Origin of the sequence: unidentified bacterial endosymbiont (assembly GCF_918320885.1) — a bacterium.
Classification (GTDB): Bacteria; Pseudomonadota; Gammaproteobacteria; order Enterobacterales.
Map to the genome: position 1 here is coordinate 338,596 of NZ_OU907312.1, position 21,122 is coordinate 359,717.

At 47.6% G+C, this 21,122-nt stretch carries 17 protein-coding genes and 1 pseudogene; 13 read left to right on the forward strand and 5 right to left on the reverse strand.

Features of this window, described 5'->3' with window-relative positions; genetic code table 11:
- The first annotated feature begins 1 nt into the window (after position 1).
- The 10 genes from rnr (at position 2) to NL324_RS01790 (ending at position 10,903) form a co-directional block, all read left to right on the forward strand.
- The gene (gene rnr / locus NL324_RS01745; protein ID WP_253306076.1) at positions 2 to 2,440 is read left to right on the forward strand and encodes a ribonuclease R; all 2,439 of its coding nucleotides are present in this window, start codon (positions 2 to 4) and stop codon (positions 2,438 to 2,440) included.
- 8 nt (positions 2,441 to 2,448) lie between these two features.
- Positions 2,449 to 3,192 carry a 23S rRNA (guanosine(2251)-2'-O)-methyltransferase RlmB gene (gene rlmB / locus NL324_RS01750; RefSeq protein WP_253306077.1) on the forward strand — a complete coding sequence of 248 codons (744 nt, stop codon included), beginning with the start codon at positions 2,449 to 2,451 and terminating at the stop codon, positions 3,190 to 3,192.
- A 168-nt stretch (positions 3,193 to 3,360) separates the two neighbouring features.
- Positions 3,361 to 3,756: a 30S ribosomal protein S6 gene (gene rpsF / locus NL324_RS01755; RefSeq protein ID WP_253306078.1), complete on the forward strand. Its 396-nt coding sequence runs from the start codon at positions 3,361 to 3,363 to the stop codon at positions 3,754 to 3,756.
- Between the two features lie 3 nt (positions 3,757 to 3,759).
- Positions 3,760 to 4,119 carry a primosomal replication protein N gene (gene priB, locus NL324_RS01760; protein ID WP_253306079.1) on the forward strand — a complete coding sequence of 120 codons (360 nt, stop codon included), beginning with the start codon at positions 3,760 to 3,762 and terminating at the stop codon, positions 4,117 to 4,119.
- Entirely contained in the window at positions 4,094 to 4,321 is a 228-nt protein-coding gene (gene rpsR / locus NL324_RS01765) for a 30S ribosomal protein S18 (RefSeq protein ID WP_253306080.1), read from the forward strand. The genes priB and rpsR overlap by 26 nt, the downstream gene beginning before the upstream one ends.
- Positions 4,322 to 4,364: 43 nt before the next feature.
- Positions 4,365 to 4,817 (forward strand): 50S ribosomal protein L9, encoded by a 453-nt coding sequence (gene rplI / locus NL324_RS01770; RefSeq protein WP_253306081.1) that lies wholly within the window; start codon positions 4,365 to 4,367, stop codon positions 4,815 to 4,817.
- A 108-nt stretch (positions 4,818 to 4,925) separates the two neighbouring features.
- Entirely contained in the window at positions 4,926 to 5,132 is a 207-nt protein-coding gene (locus NL324_RS01775; RefSeq protein WP_253306082.1) for a DUF1107 domain-containing protein, read from the forward strand.
- A 40-nt stretch (positions 5,133 to 5,172) separates the two neighbouring features.
- Positions 5,173 to 6,894, forward strand: coding sequence for an autotransporter assembly complex protein TamA (gene tamA / locus NL324_RS01780; RefSeq protein WP_253306083.1), 1,722 nt, complete (start codon positions 5,173 to 5,175; stop codon positions 6,892 to 6,894).
- Positions 6,891 to 10,550 (forward strand): autotransporter assembly complex protein TamB, encoded by a 3,660-nt coding sequence (gene tamB / locus NL324_RS01785; RefSeq protein WP_253306084.1) that lies wholly within the window; start codon positions 6,891 to 6,893, stop codon positions 10,548 to 10,550. Before tamA ends, tamB begins: the two co-directional genes overlap by 4 nt.
- A 2-nt stretch (positions 10,551 to 10,552) precedes the next feature.
- Complete coding sequence (locus NL324_RS01790; RefSeq protein ID WP_253306085.1) at positions 10,553 to 10,903, forward strand: gamma-glutamylcyclotransferase family protein; 351 nt, start codon at positions 10,553 to 10,555, stop codon at positions 10,901 to 10,903.
- Between the two features lie 9 nt (positions 10,904 to 10,912).
- On the opposite strand, the gene NL324_RS01795 is transcribed toward NL324_RS01790, so the two are convergent.
- The 3 genes and pseudogenes from NL324_RS01795 to NL324_RS08305 all read right to left on the reverse strand — a co-directional run bounded on the left by NL324_RS01795 (position 10,913) and on the right by NL324_RS08305 (position 13,545).
- Entirely contained in the window at positions 10,913 to 11,446 is a 534-nt protein-coding gene (locus NL324_RS01795) for a biotin transporter BioY (protein ID WP_253306086.1), read from the reverse strand.
- Between the two features lie 222 nt (positions 11,447 to 11,668).
- Positions 11,669 to 12,997 (reverse strand): shufflon system plasmid conjugative transfer pilus tip adhesin PilV, encoded by a 1,329-nt coding sequence (pilV, locus tag NL324_RS01800; RefSeq protein WP_253306087.1) that lies wholly within the window; start codon positions 12,995 to 12,997, stop codon positions 11,669 to 11,671.
- A gap of 207 nt (positions 12,998 to 13,204) precedes the next feature.
- Positions 13,205 to 13,545, reverse strand: a pseudogene (locus NL324_RS08305) (IS1 family transposase).
- Between the two features lie 185 nt (positions 13,546 to 13,730).
- Here NL324_RS08305 and NL324_RS01805 point away from each other — a divergent pair.
- The 3 genes from NL324_RS01805 (at position 13,731) to NL324_RS01815 (ending at position 19,663) form a co-directional block, all read left to right on the forward strand.
- Positions 13,731 to 15,419, forward strand: coding sequence for an NAD-dependent malic enzyme (locus NL324_RS01805; RefSeq protein ID WP_253306088.1), 1,689 nt, complete (start codon positions 13,731 to 13,733; stop codon positions 15,417 to 15,419).
- Positions 15,420 to 16,075: 656 nt separating this feature from the next.
- On the forward strand, positions 16,076 to 17,233 hold the full coding sequence (locus NL324_RS01810) for an alpha/beta hydrolase family protein (RefSeq protein WP_253306089.1): 1,158 nt from the start codon (positions 16,076 to 16,078) through the stop codon (positions 17,231 to 17,233).
- A gap of 234 nt (positions 17,234 to 17,467) precedes the next feature.
- A complete protein-coding gene (locus tag NL324_RS01815; protein WP_253306090.1) occupies positions 17,468 to 19,663 on the forward strand; it encodes an NEL domain-containing protein in 2,196 nt (731 codons plus the stop codon).
- Positions 19,664 to 19,893: 230 nt separating this feature from the next.
- On the opposite strand, the gene NL324_RS01825 is transcribed toward NL324_RS01815, so the two are convergent.
- Positions 19,894 to 20,844: an IS3 family transposase gene (locus NL324_RS01825; protein ID WP_366516351.1), complete on the reverse strand. Its 951-nt coding sequence runs from the start codon at positions 20,842 to 20,844 to the stop codon at positions 19,894 to 19,896.
- Complete coding sequence (locus tag NL324_RS01830; RefSeq protein ID WP_253305847.1) at positions 20,760 to 21,059, reverse strand: transposase; 300 nt, start codon at positions 21,057 to 21,059, stop codon at positions 20,760 to 20,762. The genes NL324_RS01825 and NL324_RS01830 overlap by 85 nt, the downstream gene beginning before the upstream one ends.
- Between the last annotated feature and the right edge of the window lie 63 nt (positions 21,060 to 21,122).

Here is a 21,122-nt window from a genome sequence, read left to right on the forward strand (position 1 = left end):
CATGGTTGATGATCCCTATTTAACCAGGGAAGCTGAAAAGTATAGCGATCCAATCCCCAGCCGTGAGTATATTTTGAGTTATCTTGCGCAGCTTCAAACCCCGGCTGATCGGGAGACCCTATGCCGCGAGCTAGGATTGGTCACCGAGCAGCACCAAGAGGCGTTGCGTCGCCGTTTGCGCGCCATGGAGCGTGATGGGCAGTTAGTGTTTACCCGGCGTCAATGTTATGTCCTGCCAGAGCGACTCGATCTCGTGCGTGGCCGAGTGTTGGGCCACCGAGATGGCTACGGTTTCTTGCGGGTTGAGGGCAGCAAAGAGGATCTCTTCTTAGCCTTCCAACAGATGCGACAGGTGATCCATGGGGATGAAATATTGGCGCAACCCCTGGGTGTTGATCGTCGCGGGCGACGAGAAGCCAGGGTTGTTCGGGTACTGGTACCCCGTCAGGGCCCCATTGTCGGGCGCTACGCACTAGAGTCTGGCCTAGGCTTTGTGGTGCCGGATGATCAACGCCTTAATTTTGAAATTGCTATTAAGCCCAACGGTGAAACTTCACTGCAGGTCGGACAGGTGCTGGTGGTCGAGTTACTGCAACGACCCACCCAACGTCACCAGGCTGTGGGTCAGGTTATGGAGATACTCGGAGATAGTTTAGCGCCGGGAATCGAAATCGAAATGGCGATCCGTAACTATGATATTCCTCATGCTTGGCCGGAAACGGTCAGCTCACAGATCGCCGATTTGGCGGATGAAGTCCCTCCAGAGGCACTGGCCGGCCGTGTCGATTTGCGCGCTCTGTCGTTCGTGACCATTGATGGTGAAGATGCCCGTGATTTTGACGATGCAGTCTATTGTGAGTCCAAACGCGGTGGCGGGTGGCGCCTCTGGGTAGCGATTGCCGATGTCAGCCACTATGTCCGCAGCCACACCCCCTTAGATGAAGAGGCTCAGAAGCGGGGGAACTCGGTTTACTTCCCACTGCAGGTGGTTCCCATGCTGCCGGAGCGCCTCTCTAATGGATTATGCTCGCTGAACCCGCTGGTTGATCGCCTCTGTTTAGTCTGTGAAATGACCGTGTCAGCCCACGGTAGACTGAGTAGTTTTAAATTTTATGAGGCAGTGATGCACTCTCGGGCACGCCTGACCTACACACAGGTGGCGCAGCTGCTAGCTGGAGAGGCTGCTCAAGATCCAGGCCATGCGCCCTTACTCCCCAGGCTACAGATCCTCTATCAACTTTTTATTGCTTTGAAAAATAGTCGTGATCGCCGCGGCGGTATTGAATTTGAGACGCAAGAGACCCAGTTCCTCTTTAATGCACAGCGGCGGATTGAACAGATTGTGCCCCTCGTGCGTAACGATGCCCATAAGATTATTGAAGAGTGTATGCTGCTAGCCAATACGGCCGCAGCGCACTTTGTGCAGAAGCACTCCGTAGCAGCACTCTACCGGGTGCATGATTCCCCCAATGAAGAGCGGCTAACCGGGTTTCGGCAATTTTTAAAAGAGCTGGGGTTAACCCTCACTGGGGGCAGCCAGCCGGCGCCCAAAGACTATGCCACGTTAATGAAAGAAACCACTGATCGACCCGATAGCGAGTTGATCCAGGCGATGTTGCTTCGATCCATGCAGCCCGCGCTGTATACACCAGAAAATCGCGGCCACTTCGGCTTGGCACTAGCCGCCTACGCGCACTTCACCTCGCCAATCCGCCGCTACCCTGATCTGACTTTGCATCGCACCATTAAGGCCTTATTGAGCCACCCAGAGGTCATTACGGCGCCCGATCAGGAGGCGATAGCCTTGGAACACTGGGTCCAGTTGGGAGCGCACTGCTCTATGACAGAGCGGCGGGCTGATGAAGCCACGCGTGAAGTGGCAGATTGGCTTAAGTGCGAGTTTATGCAAGATCATGTCGGTGAGCAATTTCGTGGGGTCATTGCTGGTGTGACCGGTTTTGGGTTTTTTGTCCGCTTAGAGAAGCTGTTTATTGATGGACTCGTGCACGTTTCAACCTTAGACAATGACTACTACCAGTTTGATGCCGTGGGTCAACGTCTGGTTGGAGAGACCTCAGGGATGATCTACCGTTTGGGCGATGTGGTTCAGGTTAAAGTCGCCGCAGTCTATTTAGATCAGCGTAAAATCGATTTTGCGCTGGTCAGCAGCGACCGTCCCTCCTTACGGGCCAAACGCTCTAAAGACGCTGAGCGCTCCACAGTCCCGCCTGCGGAGGCGGGTGGCAGCGCGAAAAAACGGCGCAAGCGAACTAAAGCCCCCTCTACCGCAGCAGCACCCAGGGAAGCGTCGCCGGCCACGGGGGCTGAGATCAGCGACCCTCCAAAACCGCGCAAATTCCGTAAACGCCGCAGTAAAAGCCTTCAAGGGAGAGCAGTGAAACCAAGCGGACCAGCCGCCGCTGGTAGTCAACAGCAATAGCCACCGCTATGCGTGATCTGATTTATGGTCTCCAGCCCGTGACTGCCCTGCTGGCCCAGGAACCACACCGGCTGCTGGAGGTGTTTGTGGCTATCGGCCGGATGGACTCACGACTGCAGCCGATGATTCAAACAGTGCAAGCCCAGGGCATTGCCCTACAGCGCGTACATCCAGCGGTACTATCCAATAAAAGTGGTGGAGCCGCCCATCAAGGGGTGGTCGCGCGGATTCGCCCGCAACCGCTCTATGATGAACAACAGCTGCAGGCGCTCCTGAAGAGACCTGATCCTCTGTTGCTGGTATTGGATGGCCTCACCGATCCGCATAACCTAGGCGCCTGTTTACGTAGTGCCGATGCGGCGGGCGTGCAGGCGGTGATTATTCCCCGTGATCGGGCGGTACCCTATAATGCGACCGTTAGCAAAGTCGCCTGTGGGGCTGCGGAGCGTGTTCCCTTAGTGGCGGTCACTAATTTGGCACGGACCCTCCGAGATCTGCAAGCAAAAGGAGTTTGGATCGTCGGGACTAGCGATCAAGCCGTTCCGCTACTCTACCAGCAAAAACTCACTGGCGCGCTGGCCTTGGTGATGGGTGCTGAAGGGCATGGTCTGCGCCGTTTAACCCAAGCGCAGTGTGATGTGGTCGTCCGCTTGCCCATGCAGGGTAGCGTCGCTTCCTTAAATGTTTCGGTCGCCACAGGGATCTGTTTGTTTGAAGCGGTACGGCAGCGTACTAGTGAGATAGACTTTTAGCCGTGGCTAGCGGAGCAGGGAAAGCACCCCTCTTATCATAAAAGGTGGCTTGTATTCGTTCAAGCGCCCCAGTACAATCACCGGCTATTTTAGTCTTTTGACTAGCTTCCTTGCTGCCCTGGAGAACGATAACCCACGGGTAGCTACTTTATCCATAAGGAGCCCATAGTGCGTCATTACGAAATTGTTGTTATGTTCGATCCGGATTACAGCGAGCAGGTGCCGGCGATGATCGAACGTTTAACGGGAATCATTAAAGCGGCAGAGGGACAGGTACACCGCCTAGAAGATTGGGGGCGCCGGCAATTAGCCTACCCTATCGAGAAATTACATAAGGCCCACTACCTCCTGTTCAATGTTGAAATCACCTCAAAAACCTTGGAGGAATTAGAGACCCAATTCCGTTACAATGATAAGGTTATCCGGTCGTTGGTGATACGAACCAAACGGGCAGTGACGCAGGCGTCGTCGATCGCTAAGCCCAAAGAGGAGCGTTACGAGCGTCGTGAGTCTCTGCACCAAGAACCCACGACTAGAACCCATGAAGTGCACAACGAAGCGTAAAGGATGAAGGGCTCAGCGGTGAATCGGCTGATGTTATCTGGCATCGTCTGTAGGCCGCCGATACGCAAACAGAGCCCATCCGGTGCTTCCCATTGTCAGTTTATGCTGCAACACCGTTCACAACAGCAGGAAGCGGGCTGTCAACGCCAAGCCTGGTGTCATATGCCCGTCATTGTGAGTGGGCCGCAGGCAAAGACAGCAGTGGCTAATCATCTGACGGTGGGCAGCCATGTACAAGTACAGGGTTTCTTGAGCAATAGCCAAGGTACCCGTGGCTTAAATAGGCTAGTACTGCATGCTGAATCCGTTCAATTGACTTATTCTGGAGAGGAATTCAATGGCACGTTATTTCCGTCGCCGTAAGTTTTGCCGGTTTACTACCGAAGGTATTCAAGAAGTAGACTATAAAGATACTGTGCTGTTAAAGAATTACATTACCGAGAGTGGCAAGATCGTTCCTCGCCGCATTACGGGTACTTGCGCCAAATACCAGCGCCAATTGGCTTGTGCCATCAAGTATGCCCGCTATTTGGCACTGCTGCCCTATACCGACAGTCGCCAGTAATCATGATAAGCCGTCTGGTCAGAATTGAAATGAGGATAGAGGAATGGATGTAATCCTACAGGATGAAGTGCGAGGCTTAGGCCGCTTGGGCGATCAAGTGACCGTCAAAGCCGGGTATGCGCGTAACTTTTTGATCCCCAAAGGTAAAGCAGTTATCCCCACCGCAGAAAACATCGCCCGCTTTAAAGCCAGTCAAGCAGTGCTGCAACAGGCTGCTGAGACTAGGTTACAACAGGCAAAAACACGACTGGAACAGCTGTCTGCCTTAACGCGCGTGCAGATCGTTGCTAGGGCTGGAGCCGAAGGCAAACTGTTTGGTTCCGTCGGTGCCCGAGAGATTGCTTTGGCCATCACGGCCGCTGGGGTTGAACTCGCTAAGCATGAACTCTCTCTGCCTAAGGGTCCCCTACGTCAGGTAGGTGAGCATGAGATCAACTGCCACCTCCATTCAGAGGTGGCAGGCACGCTAACTGTTGAGGTGACAGCCGCTGTATAGATTCTACGGGAACTTCTAGCCATAGTCACTGGTCCAAATCGGGCGAGGGTAGCTACTGAGTGACTGAGCGATGATCGCGTCCATAAACCTTGAGGGGGTCAAGTTATCATGAAGATTTTTGGCCGTTATAATCCATTACAGATTGCCCGTTATGTCAAAACTTTTTTTCGTGGTCACCTGTATATCAAAGGGGTCGGTGCGTTTGAATTTGATCAAGGACGGTTACAACTGCCGAAAAAGCGTACCAGTGACCAGCTGGGTGTTATTTCAGAAGTGAACCGGCGAATTCTACAGCTAAGGATGACAGTGGTCTAGAAGCTTGGTCACGCGTGCTTCTCCTTTACATAAAGCTTTCATGGGTAGAAGCACGCTGTGCTGCTTCTTGTTGTTACTCAATCTTTCATCTCCCGAAGCGTTTGAACTTCAACTGAGTGGATTAACTACAGAATTGCGAAAGAATGTGGTCAGTCATCTAGAACCACTCATCAAAGATGAGAAGGTGCTGGATGGCCGATTGCGAGTGCGTGTTGAGGAGGGAATACACCAAGCGCTGCGTGCTCATGGTTACTATGCTCCTCGTATTGTTTCACTGAGGACAGTCGTGCAGCCGCTCGCATTGAAGGTACACATTGAGCCTGGAAGAGCGCTGAAGATTGCTGGGGTTAACATCACCCTAAACGGTGAGGCCACAGAAGACCTACTCTATCAAGCCTTACTAAAGCGCGATCCACCGGCCATCGGTGACTTGTTAGATCATGGCCAATTCGACCGTTTTTTGTCTCAACTCTCTAATTTAGCGGCCCATCGGGGCTATTTCGATGCAGAGCTCATCAAAGCTGAATTACAGGTGGTGCCATCACGTTACCAGGCCTTTTGGAGCATTACTTTTAATAGTGGTAAGCGCTACTGTTTTGGTGCGGTCACGCTACAGGGATCACCGTTTGAGCCAAAGCTCATACAGACCCTAATCCCCTTTAAAGCCGGTGAGCCCTATACAGTGGAGGGGATGCTCGAGTTGAGCCGTCGCTTATCAGCCACTCAGTGGTTTAACTCAGTCACGGTGATCCCACAATTTGAGCATAGAAAAGAAAACGATTGTTTGCCGCTATTAGTCCTAGTCACCCCTCGTCAACCAAACAATATTGAGCTGGGTTTAGGCTATGCCTCTGGCAGAGGCGTTGGATTCCAGTCTAATTGGCGCAAACCCTGGATCAATAGACTAGGTCATAGTGTAGAAAGTCGCCTCCAGCTGGCTAAACCGGAACAGCAGCTCAAGGTGACTTATCGATGGCCACTGTTGAAAAATCCTTTGGAACAGTACTACCTGTTTTCCGCAGGCTTTGAAAACAGACGTGAAAATGATACCTGTTCCAAAGCATGGACTGTCGATCTAGCGCGTTATTGGGATCTCTGGAGTGGTTGGCAACCCGCCCTTAATTTGCACTGGCGTGGTGACCACTTTACCCAAGGTACCCAGGCGCCGACTACCAGCTACCTGCTCTATCCCAGTGTTAGTATCAACCGTATCCGGCAGCGCGGGGGGCTGATGCCCGATTGGGGGGATAGTCAGCACTACACGATCGATTTTTCTAATCAATTATGGCGATCGGCAGTGACTTTTAGCCGCTTTCAATTAAAAAACAGTTGGATACGTACCTCTAAGCAACGCCATCGCTGCTTGATTCGTTTAAATGCCGGTTGGATGAATACCGGAAATTTTTCGAGGATACCCGCCTCACTGCGCTTTTTCGCCGGTGGCGATGGTAGCGTCCGCGGATACCTCAATCGCACCCTCTCTCCCAAAGATGCACAAGGTAAATTGACCGGGGCTTCTCGGCTAGCTACTGGATCAGTCGAGTATCATTACCCCTTAATGGAAGCCTGGTGGTTAGCACTGTTTGTTGACAGCGGGGTAGCGGCTCACAAGCTGACTAAACAGGCTATCAAGCACGGCTCAGGGTTTGGTTTACGCTGGTCCTCTCCTATAGGTCCTATTAGATTGGACATTGCCAGGGCAATCGGCGATCGGCAACAACGTAAACTGCAATTTTATCTGGCCTTTGGAGCAGAGCTGTGAAGCGTTTACAACGCAGCCTCACAGCGCTACTACTGTCACTGTGCGGAGTGACCGCTCTCCTGCTCTGGCTGCTAACCACCGCCACAGGGTTATGGCTCTTAATAGCCAGCGCTGTTCGCTGGATCCCAGGGTTGAGTGTAGAGCAGATCAGCCGCAATGGCTCGACACTGGTGGTTGCACAGCTGCGCTACCAAACAGCCCAGATCATGCTGCAGGCTGAACGGCTGCAGTTGAAACCTGGTTTGGGTGCTCTTAAAACGGGCTGCCTGGGGATTGAGGATATTCAGTTAAGCCAGCTCACGCTCCAGGGGTTACAACCTCAACGCCCCATCACTGTGACGTTAGCAGCACTGAAAACTGCACTAAGCTGGCGTTTCCACAGGCTCAAGGTGCGACCTAGCCACCTTGAGGGACTCACGGTCACTTGGCAGCCTGAGCAAAAACAGCCCCCCTCGCAGGGCTCGCCCGAGCCGAAGCAGACGCTAGAAATCTACATCACCACCTTACTACAACAACTTCCTCGAGCACTTCGTTTACCTTTAGCCATCAACCTGGAATCCATCACTGGGAGCCATTGGCGCTTTGAGGGCCCCCAAGTACAGGTGCTAAACCAGGTGGTACTCTCTGCCGAGTTGCATCCCTCACGCGTCATTATCCATGAATTCAGTGTAGACTCCCCTGAAGCCCAGCTCGCCTTGCAAGGGGTGATCGGGTTACAGCAGCGCTATCCGCTCTCCCTGACGCTAAGAGGAGAGGTGACTGCACCCTCACTACCACTAGTCGGTGAGCGGGTGCAAGTAAAACTAACCGGAGCCCTGCAGGAGCAGCTAACACTGCAGCTGCAAGCCAACGGACCAATTCCCCTGCAGGCTACGGTGCTAGTGACGCCCAAATCACACCAGCTGTTACTAGAGACGACTTTCCATAGTGATGAACTTCGGTGGCCTTCAGCGACACCACAGTGGCAAGCGGAGGCAGTCAGCGGAGAGCTTCGAGGGTCATTAACCGACTACACCTTTGCTTTAAAAGCCCGCGTGGAGGGGAGTGGCTTCCCCTGGAGTGATCAGCTGCTGAAAGAGCCCGGTGATCTTCAGCTGCAAGGCAATGGCAATCAGCAGCAACTGCAGCTAACAGCACTGCAGCTCACCACGCCAAGTGGTAGTGTGCAAGCCATTGCCCGGATCGCTTGGTCTCCTGTAGTGCATTGGCAGAGTCGCTTTGCCCTACAGGATCTCACCCTCCAACAGGAGCGACTAGGGGTGCTGATCTTGGGGGGTGTGCTTGAAGCCAGTGGCCAAGTAGCCTCCAATCAATGGCAGTTGGCAGCGTCACGCCTACAGTTGCAAGGGATACTGAATACACAGCCCCTTCTCCTGAGCGGGCAGTTCTCTAGGCAGGCTAATGGTCAGTGGCATACCCCACAACTGCAGCTCTCCTTAGGGACTAATCAGCTTGATTTGCGAGGTGAATTAGGTTCACACTGCCATCTGCAAGCCTTGATCAAGGCCCCCCGGCTATCAGGCTTATTGCCAGGGCTAGCGGGCGCTATCAAAGGAAAATTAACCTTGTCTGGAACACTCAAACAACCACAACTGCAGAGTAATCTCCTCCTCGAGCAATTTCACTGGCAACAGCTCAGTATTGCGCAGGCTGTACTCAAGAGCCAGATCAGTGCTGGGAATTCGGCACACGGTCAAACAACCCTGCGCATTCAGCGACTGCGGCATCCAGTGTTGACCGTGGATCGGCTGGATCTGACTGCCCAAGGTGACGAACAGCAGCATCGGGTACAGCTCCAAGTACAGGGGGCCCCGATTGCCGGACGTCTGCAACTACAGGGCCGCTTTGATCGCCAAACGACCCACTGGCACGGTACCCTAGCGAATGTACAGCTACAAACCCCCGTTGGTGAGTGGTGCCCGACGCACGCTATCCAGATGGCGTACCAGCACCCTCAGCAGCACTGGACGGTCAACGCCCATCGCTGGCGCCACGCTCAAGCGTTGGTGTCTATTCCAACCTTAACCTATCAGGCTGGGACTGCAGAGGCTCTCGTTGAGATCCAGCGGCTGGATTTAGCGTTGTTGCAACCATTACTCCATTCGGTCACTCAACTACAAGGGGTTGTCACTGGCCGCAGTCGCCTCCATTGGCCACGGGGTGAGCGGTGGCCTCGCTTCACACTAGCCCTACAGGGGCAGCCGATCAAAGTAATCCCCTTGATCCAAGAAGAGCCTTTCCCGCTTGAGTGCCAACGGCTCCGTCTGAACTTTCAACTGGCACCGGATAAAGTGGTACTGGATAGCCAGTTACTATTAGCAAAACAGGGCATGATCCAGACACACCTACAAGTCGATCATCCACAAACAGAGCGTCAATTGTCCGGCCATATACAGCTAAAAGCACTCACACTATCCTCCTTAGCCAACGCTGTAAAAACGCCGATCGCCTCAGCATCAGGAGTAATGAATGGCACGGTCCGTTTTGCAGGGACGGTTGCTCGTCCCCAGCTATTGGGTGGAGTCACCTTGACTGAAGGCCGTTTACCGACGCTGTTGCCTATTGATAATCTCAAAAATGGACAATTAACACTGCAATTCAAAGGGCAGCAAGCCCAACTGACTGGCCATTTTCAAACAGAGCGTGGTCAATTGCAGCTACAGGGAAATACACAGTGGCGACACTGGCGGGAGTGGAGCAGTGACCTCACTATTAAAGGCGATCCCTTGATAGTCAATTGGTCTCCAGAGATCCAATTGACTGTGGCCCCAGATCTACACCTGATCTCGACCCCTGGTCAAATAAAGCTGCAAGGTGCACTGATTATCCCCCGAGCACGGATGACTAGTGATGCACTACCGAGCTCAGCGGTTAAAGTCTCTAAGCATGAAGTGTTGCTGAACAATGCCTGGCAGCCAAAGAAAAAAATCGCTCCCCAGTGGGACATTATGAGCGACCTCACACTCTCCTTAGGCGAAGATGTCCAACTGACAGGATCTGGATTACAAATCCAGTTGGAAGGAGATTTAAAAGTCAAACAAGCGCAGCAAGGACTAGGATTATATGGTCAACTTAATATTCCTCAAGGCCGTGTACACGCCTATGGACAATCCCTGTTAATCCGTAAGGGAAAGCTGCTATTCTCTGGGCCCGTCGACCGTTTACTGTTGGATCTTGAAGCCATCCGTGATCCAGAAAAAACGGAAGATCAGGTCATTGCAGGTCTGCTGGTGCATGGTCTCTCCGATGCCCCCCAACTCACGATTTTCTCTGAACCTGCATTGCCACAAATGGAGGCTTTAGCCTATCTTTTGAACGGCCGTAAGCAAGCGGATGGTCAATACAATACCTTAGCCGCACAAATCAGTTTAAGTGTCCTTCAGAGTGGAAAATTGGTTAAATTACCAGGTTTGACTCGTTTTATTGGACAGGTGGGCGAAGCATTTGGTATTAGTGATCTCTCACTAGATACCGCTGTCGTGGGTAATCATTCACAAATCGTCATCAGCGGTTACTTACAGCGTGATCTACAATTTAAGTATGGTGTTGAATTTTCAACGTTAACACTGCGCTACCGGCTAAGGCCTAGATTGTATTTAGAGATGCTTTCCGGGATCGAACAAGCGTTGAATCTGCTTTATCAATTTGAGTTTTGAGGATGAAGGTATTTGTGTATGGCAGCTTGCGACGCAAGCAAGGTAATAGCCGTTGGATGACTAATGCACAATGGTTAGGATCCTATCGATTAACTGGTTATGATCTCTATGATGTCGGCCTTTATCCGGCTGCGGTGCCCGGCGAGGGGATCCTAGAAGGGGAGGTGTATCGAATAGACTCTGCAACCTTGCAGCAATTGGATGACTTGAAGAGTGCGCCACGTGAGTACCAGCGGCAACTGGTCATGACCTGCTGGGGGCGGGCCTGGGTTTACCTTTATCGGCGCCCGATTGCTCATCTGAAACCTATTCCTAGTGGAGACTGGATCCAACGTGAGCATGGAGACGCCTGATAATCACCGCTATTTTTGACGTACCAGTCGAACGCCGGCAGCTAGAAGGAGCGCCTTGGAGCATCCTGTCCAGATAAAGGGAAGTAAGCCGACCTGAACAGCGGCTAGTCGATCCATATAGTTTGTCAGCCAAGCTATTCCAAAACCATAAATAATGACGTTACCGAGCAAGACAGTAAGCAATAAAAACCACGCACTATTGCGTGCTCTCTTCTGCAACAGGTAGGCCATCGTTGGTGCAGCGATTAAGCAGCCCAGCAGGTAGCCGCTACTCGGCCCTAGCAAGGCCGGAGAGCTGATGACTGGCAGACCGCAAGCGGCTAAACCCAGCCAGATTGCCAGGGTCTCAAAAGCTGCCCGCGGTGTGTAGGTTAACCCGATTAACAGTGCTGCGGCGCTCCCTAGCGTGATCGGGACGGGTTCTATGGGAATAGCGATCTTAGAAGCAGCCACCAGTAACAAAACGCCTAAAACAAGGCTGGTAGCGCGCGATTCGGTTAGGGTTCGCCAAGTGGTCGTTTGAGTGGGGACAATAAAGTGCATCACGCTTCCTTCAACGGTCTATCGATGATCCAGGCACTGTATCCTATTACGGGCGCTTTTAACAGATGCTCATGACCAAATTCCGCCGCGGAGCACGCTTCTAGCGTATCGATTGAAGAGAGGAGTTATCGGCCGGCCAATCAATACCGCAGTATCCTGCAAAAAACGATAACCCTAAACCTTTTAAAAAGAGTGTCACCTCAAGGGTAGATTGGTGTGTTTTCAATCTTGGTATCCTAACAACACGGGCCGATTTGGTTTTGTTGTGCAAATCCAAATAGCGGTATTACCAGTAGACTGATTAGTCACTACAAATAACCTGCCTATATGAGTTTCCATCCCATATTCAACCCGACTGCTTCTGTTACAAACCTCTATAGCATAGTCTTTACCTTGAGTAGAACCAAAAGAACTGTCATGATTTCTCTTATACACAGGCAGGCGTAACCAATTGGGGCTTATATGAACCCCTCTACTCCATGTATATGTGGACCAAAATGGTTCAACCTTCTCGACCGTAACATGGATCCCGAGGTCACTAGAATCCCAGCTATTGAGTATCATATTGATACTCCCAGCATTATAACTACTATTCATCAATAATTCATCCGCATTTAATTTGATATTAGCGTTTGATTTTTTTATCGTGATTGAAGGGTCATTATTACTAGTTAATTTAATCTCATTACCCTCATTAGGACGAATAAGCTCCAGTCGATCGCTGCTCATTAAGCTTTCAGCGCCATTATTAATTGTATTATAACTATCTTTCATTTGCAGCATAGGAGCTCCACCAACATCTAAACTGATATGTTTGGTTTTAGCAGATCCCACTGGATTATCTAGCGTCAGGGTTGTGGGAGATAGTTGAGTTTGAGCGGAACCCTCTATTATCTTTAGTAAATGTTCCTTGATCTCTAAGTCGGCTTCCATACGATTATATTCGGGATGACCGACCAGTTGAGTACGGCGCAGAAAGGTAGCGGCATCCATCACCTCTTTTTCATTGACCATGGTCAAGCTAGCCAGATGTCCAATGTTCAAAGGGGGGCTATTTAGAAACCAACTCTCCTGATGACCAGTGATTTTATTTTTATGTAGCTCAGAAGCGTAGCCGGCTGAACTGCCCGCCATGGCAGCAATCTGCCGCAGTGACGATTCACTGATAGGATGCCCACCGTCAGTAGTGAGTAGCAGCTGCAATAGCCCCTTCTGGTCTGTGACGCTAAAAAGATACTCCTGACCATAATTATTTTTTTCAGGAGATTGAGTAGATAAATACCCCTCATTAACCAAATCTTGCCAAGTGATTTTTTGGTTAGGATTTTTTTGAAATTGTGAATAATGATCCTGCACATAGTGCTGTGCGGCTTTAGTAACTTGCCTCAGCTGTTGGGCGGTAATTTTATTGACTGTGCGTTCAGCATGCTGAGTAATATAGCGTGACCCGAGACTCATCAAACTCACCAAGACACAAGTCACGATAACAGCCTCTATGATCATAAACCCTTGCTGTAAAGGATAATGCTTTTTCCTATCAGATATTACCATGATAAAATTTTCCTAAAAAGGTAGTTCACTATTGTTGGCAGAAGTAGTGATATTATTTTTTAACCTTTTTATTACCCTAATCAATCATTGGGTATAACTAGATTATCTGATCTTTAACGGACATGGACACTGAATAAAATGAAGTACAAATTTGACAGTGACCTTTATAGGTTCTCTTAGGAATAGAAGTCAAATTTAGTTAGTGGTCTATAATGATTGACAATGAAGTTTATCGATAGAGCAGAATAATTTAAATAGGGGTAGACTCAGCATGCCCATCCCCCTACTAAACTTAGGAGGCATGGCTTCAACAGAAGATCTTTCGCAAGCAAAATTTAGAGATCCAGTGATATCAGCTCCCATGACTTTTTCATGGATCTTTATAAATTTGGAAAAGCAAGGGGTGCCTCTAGCCAAGCGCTTGGTAGATGTTCGTAGTGTTAGATGATGACGCTCAATACGTGGAGTAAAATTTTTCCCACAAGATGCTTGGGCTGAGAGAGCTGTTGCTGATAACTTCGCCAGCCATCGGTAGTCAACACTCGAATTGAAAATTTGGTGGTGGCTCACAATAATCGTTAGTAGCCTGCAGTGAGGAATATTCTAGTAGGGATTCAGCCTAGGTCTCACTACCAAGAGACAGGCTTTCGGCTGCATGCTTCGGAGAGGTACATGGATACTCAATTGTGGTATGCTAATTGATCTATTAAGATTGCTTTCTGTGGTATCAAACATGATGAATAGCACACCCTTTTACACAACAGTGACTGGATCGGCTTTATTGGAAAAATCCTTGGTCAACAAAGGCAGCGCCTTTACCGATGAGGAACGGTCTACCTTTCATCTCCACGGTTTGCTACCGGGAGCCGTCGAGTCGATTGACACCCAAACGGCCAGATCTTACCAACAGTTTTGTCAAATTGATAAGGCATTGGATCGTCATATCTACTTAAGAAACTTACAAGATACTAATGAAACCCTGTTCTATCGGTTGCTGCAAGAACATCTCAGTGAGATGATACCGTTTATCTACACACCAACCGTCGGTCAGGCGTGCCAACAATTTTCACATATCTACCGCCGATCCCGTGGTCTGGTACTCTCTTATCCGAACCGCCATCACCTAGACACCATACTGCAGAGCCTCTCACACCAAGAGGTGCGGGTGATTGTGGTAACAGATGGAGAACGCATTTTGGGTCTTGGCGATCAAGGCGCTGGGGGCATAGGGATCCCTATTGGGAAACTCTCCCTCTACACAGCCTGTGGGGGTATTGATCCTGCGTACACCCTGCCCATTCTACTGGATGTCGGGACTAATAATCCCCAACACCTGAGTGATCCACTCTACCTAGGGTGGCGCCAGCCGCGCATTGAGGCGGCCGCTTACGACGCTTTTGTGGAGCAGTGTATTCAAGCCATCCAACGTTATTGGCCGACTGTAGTGCTGCAATTTGAAGATTTTGCACAAAAAAATGCCTTCGCCCTGCTGAAGCGTTATCAACAGCGGCTCTGCTGTTTTAATGATGATATTCAAGGAACCGCAGCAGTCGCCCTAGGCTCTCTGATTGCAGCCTGTCATGCCGCCGGTAGCCAGCTCTCCCAGCAGCGTATCGTCTTTCTAGGCAGTGGATCAGCGGGCTGTGGGATTGCTGAGTTGATCATCGCCCAGATGGAGGCGGAGGGGTTGAGCCAGCAACAGGCGCGCCGCCGACTCTTTATGATCGGTAGTAAAGGGTTACTGACTGATCGATCAACCGCTCTGCCGCCCTTTAAGCAAGTCTTGGCACAAAGCAGCGAGGCTCTGAGTCACTGGCAACGACAGGATGAGCATTTTTCCTTATGGGAGGTGATTCATCATGCACAGCCCACGGTGCTGTTTGGGGTCTCTGGACAGCCTGGCCTGTTTGACGAACGGGTGATTCGTGAGCTGCATCGCCACTGCCCACGCCCGATTATCATGCCACTCTCTAACCCCAATTCGCATGCTGAAGCCCATCCAGCTGATCTGCTAGCTTGGACTGAGGGTACCGCTTTGGTGGCGACTGGCAGCCCCTTTGACGCTGTACAGTACCAGGGCAAGTCCTATCCTATAGCACAGTGCAATAACACCTATATCTTCCCGGGTCTTGGGCTGGGCTTACTGACCAGTCAAGCCACCCAGGTGACGCAAAAGATGCTATTGGCCGCCAGTCGTGCTCTGGCAGCGTGCTCCCCGCTCGCACAGCATGGCCAGGGCCCACTGCTGCCACCGCTCAATGAAATTCAACAAGTTTCACGGGCGATTGCGTTGCAGGTGGCTAAAGCTGCACAGCAGGAGGGGGTGGTGGCTAAGGCAATGAGCGATACCGAGTTGCAGGAGCGCATTGATCAAAATTTCTGGCAACCCTGCTACCGTCCCTATCACTACCAGGCAACTTAACCTTTCTTCTAATTTGAAGGAGCGCCTAAGCGGTGGTGACTGATCATGACTGATGACGACAGCTATCAAACTGATCACCGTTAGTGTTATCCAGGATTGATGCTGGGTCGCGCAGGACCCAGCATTTTGGCCTATCAGTCAATATATTTCACCCTTGAAATAGACCAACTCAGTAGTAAAAATTAACGCTTAAGCCCTATTTGCCTTCTGGTCTCTATTGACTTTTAATGGTGATTACACGCATGATAAACCCTGTCTATTGCCAATGGCATCAACAATATTGATTGGTTAACAGCTGCTTTAAATAGTGGAGGCTCGTATGTTAAGCATCAGCAACACTCCTAGTGCAATCAATAGGGATAGAGAGTCTCTCGAGACCCCCCAGGCACAAATGCGTGGCAGAAATATTAGAGAGGATGTTACTCCCAAAAAAAACCTTGAATAGCTTAGATTCTGTTACAAAAAATCCACTTCAAGCCACACTATTCCCTAGTGGGATTTTAAATCCTAATAATCATTTAAAACCAAGGAGAGACAGTTTAACTTCTAACTTTAGAAGTTTTGATAGAAGTAATCATTCGAGATCTAATCTAGATAGACAGTAAAAAAAATCATCAGGCTCAACACAATCCTCTGCTACTTCTAAAGCCAGCCTATTGCAGACTGAAAAATCAGTACTCAGCCCACAGACTTCTAATGGCATCACACAATGTTCTTGGAAAAACCATGAACGTATAGCTCAAGATCTTGACTATGTTATTTATGCTATGCCGGTCATTAAAGATAAAAATCTACGAGAAAAATTTTTAAACCCATTAGTTAACAACGATATGATACCGCAAAATTTTATATTTAAACCATTAGAAAATAGTGAATTAAAGGATGCATTAGCCATTGTTGGTTTTACTCCTAAAAAAGATGACACAGGGCAAGTAAGACCTGGCGTTTATTTTAATGAGTCTTACAAAGGAACCATTGAAGTTTCAAGCAGAACCACCAAAGCGGGAGATACCGAATGGAATATATTTTTCAAAGGTGTCGATACTCGATACTTAAAAGCAACGGTAGCAAATGCAACTAAAAACATTTGTATGGGGCTTAAGAAAAACGCCACAAATGTAAAAAAGTTTTTATTGGGATCTTCCCAAAGCCCATCACAAACTCATAATATAAATAACAATCAAGTTACAGGGGCTACTATCACTGACCAAATGACAGAAGATGAAAATAGAAACAATACTTCTTCCAAAACAGCCACCGAGAGTCAACATAGGGCTAAGAATTATCAAGCTGTTGAAAAGATCATGAAGTTTTTTATAGAAGTAGCTGAGAGAACTCAGGAGGAAAATAATGAAAAGATAATATTAACTATTGCAGGACATTCCATGGGAGGTGGATTAGCCCAAACTGCGCTGGCTGCTTATCATGATAAGATTCATCTAGCCTATACATTTCAAGCAATGGACACTAAAGAAGAGCAAGTAGCAGAAAAAATAAAAAATAATCCCGAAATAGCTTTAAAATTAAGAGATTTTCACACTAATGATGATCCGGTGACAGGCGCATTCAAAGAGATTAGGAATTCAGAAAGAATCAAAGACCTAGCAGTAGAACATCCTGAGATAAGAAAAACAGTAGACATCAAAAAACTAGAAGAAAAACATCCTGGGATAAGAGGAACATTTTTTAATTTTTTTAAAAACCCTATAGAAATCCATCAAAATTTTATAGATCTGCATGTAACCTCTATTATAAAATCTAATACTTTAATGTTTTCAAAACCAATAAATTCTGGTGCAGACAAAGAAGATTAACATCATGCGTACAATTGTCTATTAATTTGCAGGGAATCAATGGTTGCACTATTGTAATAAATTTCTAAAAATTATATATTCTTATGATCATGATTTACTTGTAATATTTTATTAATTTTTAAAAATTTTTGATATAAAGACCTACGTTTTTTTTATTATAAAAAATTTAGGAGGCGGCATGACTAAACAATATGGTTACATCTTTAACCGACAAACCACTGATCAGGAGAAAGCATGAAAAATAATATTTCGTCTTCAGATCTTAATTTAAGAGTTTCCGTTAATACAGAAACAGGCAATTCTTTATCAGATAGCGGAGACTTATTGTCTGGTGAACGAAGTTTGCAAAAAACCGCTAATGTATTAAATGCTGTGGATCTGTCTGTTAATACGAATAATTTTGCTACATTAAATCATAGTTTTACACAAGTAAGATTGGCTAATAATAGTTCCACAGATACTGTATTATCTGATGAAGAATATCCATTACAAGAAGATAATGATATTTTGCGAGAATTAATATTACCAATAGATAGTGAACTATTTTTTCAAGTATTAGAACAATTTTTAGGATCTATTGAAGAAAAACCTCTTCCTGAAAAAACTTCCTTGCGTGGTTATTTACATCATATGTTGACCGTAAGTAATAGTGCTGTCTCACGGATCTACTCTCAGGCTAATGAATTTGAAAAACAGTTACTACAACCTCTGGTAGATAGTTCACCACAGCTAATCACACTACTTTCTAAAGAAGGTAATATGTTGTCGCAGGCCTCAGAATCTGAAAAAGATGCTTATGGCATGTGGTATCATTTGATGATGATGCTAACTTCTAATGCCCCACTATCGGCTATTGATGACTATTTACTTTATCCAGAGCCTAATATACAAGGAACTTTATCTGGATCAGTAAAGTCAGAAGCGTTAAGGGATACGCTATCTCAGCTCCCTTATCTGACCAAAATAAATTTAATTTTGGATGACGCAGCTGCTAAAGAATTATCAAATTGTGAGGTGCCAAAGTTTTTACGTCAATTGACTTTCATTTACCATAATGATAAAAAAAGTATCAGTGGGGAACAAGTGTCTCAAGCATTACAGCAATTTGCTTTTTCTCCGGAGATTCGCTCTATTATCTTAGTTCCTAATAGTGACAACATCAGATCAACCTTCAATATTCCACCCCTAGAACTTTCTCATCTTGCATCGCTGACACGGAAAAATGAAAAATTAAAAGATTTAAAACTATTTATACCGATTACTGATCCACAGGTGATTAAACGGTTACATCAGATTTTCCCGCAACTAGAAAAAATTAATTTTAATCTTAGAGCAACCGCACCAGAAGATTATGTAGAAATGCGGGCTGCTCTTAAACTATTTACTCAGTTAAAAGAACGTCTATATTTTTTAAGTCAGTTATACCCTAAAGCACAGAACAATAATGAGGAATTATCTGATATTAATAAAACGGAAATCAAAATACAGCAGCAACAAGAAACCATTCAGGATTTGATTCATACTTGTTTGCCTGATTTATCGACAGCAGAGCGATCGGCTTTAATAGGCCATTGGCAAGTGATGCTAGATAAACAGAGTTCAGAGATTGATTTTTCAGCATTCATTACCTTATTATTTTCGCACGATGCTGCTACCTGCTGCTTACTGCGCAGCCCGGAATATAGGGATCCTATTCACGGGATAAAATTACGTCAGGCCATTGGTACAATCTTACAAGCACTGCCGAATGATCCAGAATTAGCAGCCATGTGTGCTGCTTATGCGCATGAAGCGATATCGACTTGTCGAGATAAAACTATTTTAGCCTTTCGTGATTGTGTGAAAGCGGTAACAGTATCAACCCTACTTAAAAATCCAGTAATGCTCTCGCGTAGTCAATTAGTGACTTTAGGAACATCCCTCTTTCAAGAGGAACAATTAAAAGCCATCGTACAGTCTCATCTTAACGATTTACAGGATAAAGATATTGATTCAGATGAAGTTGAAGAGACGCTGTCTTTTATTAGTCAGCTGGCTAAACAGGGAAAAATTAATCTGATTTCACCAGTCCGTAGACTGCGTCATGGGGTTATCACTCAGGTCACTTATCAGCAAACACTGGCTGCTCAAAACACTATTTTAGAGGCGGTTGCCCAACAACCAGATAGCGGAGCTGCCATCGGGTTAGCCACATCAGAGATCTGGCATCGCTACTTACACAGTCAAGTGCCTACTCTTTTACAACAGTATCGTGAAACGGTACAAGATCCACTGTTTGAAGAGATGCAGAATTTGTATGATCAGCGGCTTCAGCTTGCCGATCGTGATTATCAGCAGCAGAGCCAAGCAATAAAATCACGCTTAGAGGCTTTAAGTCACGCCTGGTATTGTGATAGAACGCAAGAATATTTGGATACATTAGTATCTTAACCTATACGGGACCTTAAGCATTAAGTGCGGCGAAGATGCCATCTAACGTTCTGTTTTGTATGGATTTTCTTTGCTGTGATTTTGTTGCGTTCTTCAGTATATATTGCTTTGCCCATGACAATCGATGCTCTATTTCAGACCCTGCATGATGAATCAATGCTTCCAGTACGGGGAGCAGCCATACATCGACTGATCTTGCCACCTTTTTTTAGACACAGAGAAGAGAAACCTTAAGCGACCTGGGATAACCAATTTTTTTCAAAATTTACAGGAGACAGATAGCCTAGCGTTGAGTGCCGTCTCTGTCGGTTATAAAACACTTCTACGTATTCAAAAATGCTCAATTTGGCTTGTTCTCTGCTCTCAAAACGTTCAAAGTGGGTGTGCTCTGTTTTTAAGGTATGGAAAAAACTCTCTGCTACTGCATTGTCATAACAATTGCCCGTACTACTCATGCTAAGCGTTATCTGGTGATGCGCCGATACAGCCTTGAATCCTTTGCTGGTATACTGGCTGCCTCGGTCGGAGTGGTGGATGAGACCTGCAGCAGGCTTCCTCCGTGTTATTGCCTGGCGTAATGCTGCGGCTACTAACTCGGTGGTCATGTGAGCTTGCATATCCATCCCCACGATACTACGAGAGAACAGGTCCAGTACGATAGCAACATACAACCATCCCTCTTGGGTCGGAATATAGGTAATATCTGCTGCCCAGTATTGATCAGGGCGAGTGGCTGTGAACTTCTGCTTGAGTAAATTAGGCGCCACTGCGGCCTTTGGATCGACTATTGTGGTTACCTTAAATCGTTTTTTCATCTTAGCCGCAATATGGGCTGCTTTCATTAGCCGACAAACCCGTTTGCGTGAACAGCGCTCACCTCTAGCTCGTAACTCAGCATGGATACGTGGGCTACCGTAAATTTGGTTGCTTATGGTATAAACCTCTTTAATTTCAGATATTAAACGCTCATCCTCACAATAGCGCTTGGATGGCTCAGCCTTGATAAACTGATAATAGCCACTGCGGGATACACCTAACACGTTGGACATCCTCTCTACGCTGAATTCCCCAGCATGCTTTTGCATAAACTGGTATTTTACTTGCGGGCCACTGAGAAGATGCCCAAGGCTTTTTTTAGGATATCCCTCTCTTCGCGTGCTATCGCCAATTCTTTCCGCAATTGACTGAGCTCAGCATCAGACGCTTTCAGGTATCCTTTGCCCGGGAAAGCCTCTGCACCATCCTTGTTATGCTGATGGACCCACCCTGCCAATGTACTCTTGGGAACTCCCAATTCCTCGCTCAATTGACAGAGCGTTTTACCAGTGCTGTGATACAGCTTTACCGCATTCAGCTTGAATTCCTTATCATAGCTCCTTGATTCCCCTTGATTCATAACTTCACCTCAAAAAGTAACAAAAAATTATACGCTTTGTTCCTCTTCGTTGTGTCCGTTAAA